Genomic DNA, 3,832 nt, shown 5'->3' with positions numbered 1-3,832 from the left:
CGTCTGCAGCACGGCCGACGAGTCGGTGTTCTGGAACAGCACGTCGGCGCCGCCGTTGATCAGCGAGGTGGCGGCTTCGGTTTCCTTTGGCGGATTGAACCATTCACCGACCCACACGACCTTGGTCTTGACCTTGGGGTTGACCGACTGCGCGCCCAGCGTGAAGCTGTTGATGTTGCGCACCACTTCGGGGATCGGCACCGAGCCGACCACGCCCAGCGTGCCGGTCTTGCTCATCTTGCCGGCGATCACGCCGGCCATGTACGCGCCTTCGTAGGTGCGGCTGTCGTAGGTGCGCAGGTTGTCGGCGGTCTTGTAGCCGGTGGCGTGCTCGAACTTGACGTCCTTGTGGTCACCAGCGACCTTGAGCATCGGCTCCATGTAGCCGAAGGTGGTGCCGAACACCAGCTTGTTGCCCTGGCTCACCATGTCGCGGATCACGCGCTCGGCGTCGGCCGACTCGGGAACCTTCTCGACGAAGCTGGTGACGATCTTGTCGCCGAATTCCTTCTCGAGGGCCTTGCGGCCATTGTCGTGCGAGAAGGTCCAGCCGCCGTCGCCCACCGGGCCGACGTAGGCAAAGGCGATCTTCAGCGGCTCGGGCTTGGGTGCCGGAGCGGGCGCAGCGGCAACGGGTGCCGGCGCCGGGGCCGGGGCCGGCGGTTCGGTCTTGCTGCAGGCGGTGACGCCCGCGACGGCAGCCACGAGGGCGGCGGCCTGGAGCAGCGAGCGTTTCTTCAGTTCGATCATGGATTCCCTCTGTGAGGCGTTGCTGGAACACGTGTCTGCTGGACGGCTTGCCGCCAGCTTCTGGATCGCGCGGAATATCGTGCGGCGCGGTCCCGCTTGTGGAGAGGACCCGGCTTGCCGGTCTTCTCCACCCTGATGAAAACCACTTGAAGAAAGACGCTTGCGGCTTTTTTCAAGTGAATCCCCGATTATGAGCCGGGATAGAAGGGCTTTCCAAGCGAGGCCGGCATGTTGATCCGGATCCACGCCGGGTTGCGCGAGATCAGCGCCAGCACGAGGATGGTCGCCAGGTAAGGCAGCATGTTGAGGAACTCGCTAGCGACGTCGACGCCGCTGCCCTGCAGGTGGAATTGCAGCATGGTCACACCGCCGAACAGGTAGGCACCAAGCAACACCCGTGCCGGGCGCCAGGTGGCGAAGGTGGTCAGCGCCAGCGCGATCCAGCCGCGGCCGGCCGTCATGCCCTCCACCCACAGCGGCGTGTAGATGATCGCCAGGTAGGCGCCCGACAGCCCGCACAGCGCGCCGCCGGCCACCACCGCCAGCAGCCGGATCCGCCGCACCGGGTAGCCCAGGGAATGGGCCGACTCGGGCGACTCGCCCACCGCGCGCAGCACCAGGCCGGCGCGCGAGCGGTACAGGAACCAGACCAGAAACAGCGTCAGCGCGATGGTCAGGTAAACCATGGGGTGCTGGCGAAACATGGCCGGGCCGAGCAGCGGGATGTCGCCCAGGAACGGAACCGAGAAGTTGGGCCGCTGCGGCAGCTTCTCCTGCACGTAGGCGATGCCGGCGAAGGCCGAGAAGCCGCCGCCGAACAGGCTCAGCGCCAGCCCGGTGGCGTACTGGTTGGTGTTCAGCCAGATCACCAGCACGCCGAAGATCGCCGCCAGCAGCGCGCCGGCGGCGGCGCCGGCGGCGAAGCCGACCCAGTCGCTGCCGGAGTAGACGACGCCGGCAAAACCGGCGATGGCGGCGCACAGCATCATGCCTTCGGCGCCCAGGTTGACGATGCCGGCCTTCTCGTTGATCAACAGGCCCAGGGCCGCGATGGCCAGCACCGTGCCGGCGTTGAGCATCGCGGCGAACAGGAGTGCGTAGCTTTCCATGTCAGCCTCCGCAAAGCCGCATCAAGGAGGCTGAAGCCGCCTCGGGGGGCAGCAAGTACACGTAGTGACCGGCGTGGGGGCTCATTGGTGCGCTCCCTTGGCGGCCACGCGCGGTGAGCCGAAGCGGACGCGGTACGCCATGAGGGTGTCGCAAGCCAGCAGCGTGAACAGCAGCAGGCCCTGAAACACGCCGGTCAGGGACTTGGGCAGGCCCAGGCGCGACTGCGCCAGTTCGCCGCCGATGTAGAACATGCTCATGAGGATGGCCGAGAACACCATGCCGACCGGGTGCAGCCGGCCGACGAAGGCGACGATGATGGCGGCGAAGCCGTAGCCCGCCGGCACGTAGGGCGTGAGCTGGCCGATCGGCCCGGCCACTTCCAGCGCGCCGGCCAGGCCGGCCGTGCCGCCCGAAATCAGCAACGCGGTCCACAGCGCGCGCCGCGACGAAAAGCCGGCATAGCGCGCCGCCGCCGGCGCCAGCCCGCCCACCTGCTGGGCGAATCCGGCGCGGGTGCGGAACAGGAAGATCCACAGGACGGCAACCCCGGCCAGCGCGATCAGCAGGCCGATGCTCACCCGCGAGCCCATGACCAGGCGCGGAATTTGCGTCACCGCCTCGAAGCTGCGCGACTGCGGAAAGTTGTAGCCGCCGGGGTCTTTCCAGGGACCGAACACCATGAAGTTGAGCAGCAGCGAGGCCACGTAGACCAGCATCAGGCTGACCAGGATTTCGTTGGCGTTGAACTTGTCGCGCAGCAAAGCGACGATGCCGGCCCAGGCCATGCCACCCAGCACCCCCGCCAGCAGGATCGCCAGCACGATCCAGCGGCCGGTGTCCTTGCCCGCCAGCAGCGCCACGCCGCCGGCGACCAGCGCGCCGATGACGAACTGGCCCTCGGCGCCGATGTTCCACACGTTGGAGCGAAAGCACACGGCCAGGCCGAGCGCGATCAGCAGCAGCGGCGTGGCCTTGACCATCAGCTCGCCGAGCCGGTAGCCGGAGCTGAACGGCTCCCAGAAGAACACGCGCAGGCCCTGCACCGGGTCCTTGCCCAGGGCCAGGAACAGCAGCGCGCCCAGGACGACGGTGATCGCCAGCGCCAGCAACGGCGAGGCAAGGCCCCAGAACTGCGAGACCTGTGGCCGGGCTTCGAGCTTAAGCATGCTGTGCTTCTTCCTGGTGCGCCGGCGTCCACAGCCCGCTCATCCACTCGCCGATCTGCTGCACCGTCGCCTGCGCCCGCGGCACCGGGGGCGACAGCCGCCCCTTGGCGATCACGTACAGCCGGTCGCAGATCTCGAACAATTCCTCCAGCTCCTCGCTGACGACCAGCACCGCGCAGCCGGCGTCGCGCAGCGCCAGGATTTCGCCCCGGATCTGCGCCGCGGCGCCGACGTCGACGCCCCAGGTCGGCTGCGAGACGATCAGCAGCTTCGGGTTGGCGTCGATCTCGCGGCCGACGATGAACTTTTGCAGGTTGCCGCCGGACAGCGATCGCGCCGCCGCATTCGGGCCGCCGGCCTTGACGTTGAAGCGGGCGATGATGCCGGCGGCCTGCTGCTGCAAAGCCCTGACCCGGATCCAGCCGCTGCCGGCGACCGCATCGGTGCGCGTGAGCAGCAGGTTGTGGGCCAGCCCCAGGCTGGGCACCGCGCCGCGGCCCAGGCGTTCTTCGGGCACGAAGTGCAGGCCCAGGCGGCGACGCTGCGTGGGCCCGTACCGGCCGACCGGCTTGCCGCCGACCTGCACGGCATCGTGCGTCGCCCGCCTGTCCTCTCCGGACAGCGCATACAGGAGTTCGCGCTGTCCGTTGCCGGAGACGCCGGCGATGCCGACCACTTCGCCTGCGCGCACCTGCAGCGAAACCGCTTCCAGGTCGATGCCGAACTGGTCTTCGCGCGCCAGCGTGAGCGCCTGCACCTTCAGCACGGTGTCGCCAGGGGTGCGCTCGTGGTGCTCCAGCGCCGGC

At 68.4% G+C, this 3,832-nt stretch carries 4 protein-coding genes; all 4 read right to left on the bottom strand.

The window, feature by feature from the left end; translation table 11 throughout:
• A partial coding sequence (locus JWP65_RS19470; RefSeq protein ID WP_299766758.1) for a BMP family ABC transporter substrate-binding protein occupies positions 1-750 on the bottom strand: 750 nt, incomplete at its 3' end.
• A 188-nt stretch (positions 751-938) separates the two neighbouring features.
• Positions 939-1,859 (bottom strand): ABC transporter permease, encoded by a 921-nt coding sequence (locus JWP65_RS19465; protein ID WP_299766755.1) that lies wholly within the window; start codon positions 1,857-1,859, stop codon positions 939-941.
• Between the two features lie 81 nt (positions 1,860-1,940).
• Entirely contained in the window at positions 1,941-3,026 is a 1,086-nt protein-coding gene (locus JWP65_RS19460) for an ABC transporter permease (RefSeq protein ID WP_299766753.1), read from the bottom strand.
• Positions 3,019-3,832 (bottom strand): ATP-binding cassette domain-containing protein (locus JWP65_RS19455; RefSeq protein ID WP_299766751.1); only part of this gene is annotated, 814 nt, incomplete at its 5' end. The genes JWP65_RS19460 and JWP65_RS19455, both read right to left, overlap by 8 nt.

Source organism: Ramlibacter sp., from assembly GCF_028292805.1.
Taxonomy (GTDB): Bacteria; Pseudomonadota; Gammaproteobacteria; order Burkholderiales; family Burkholderiaceae_C; genus Ramlibacter.
This window is presented reverse-complemented; position numbering and strand designations above follow the sequence as displayed.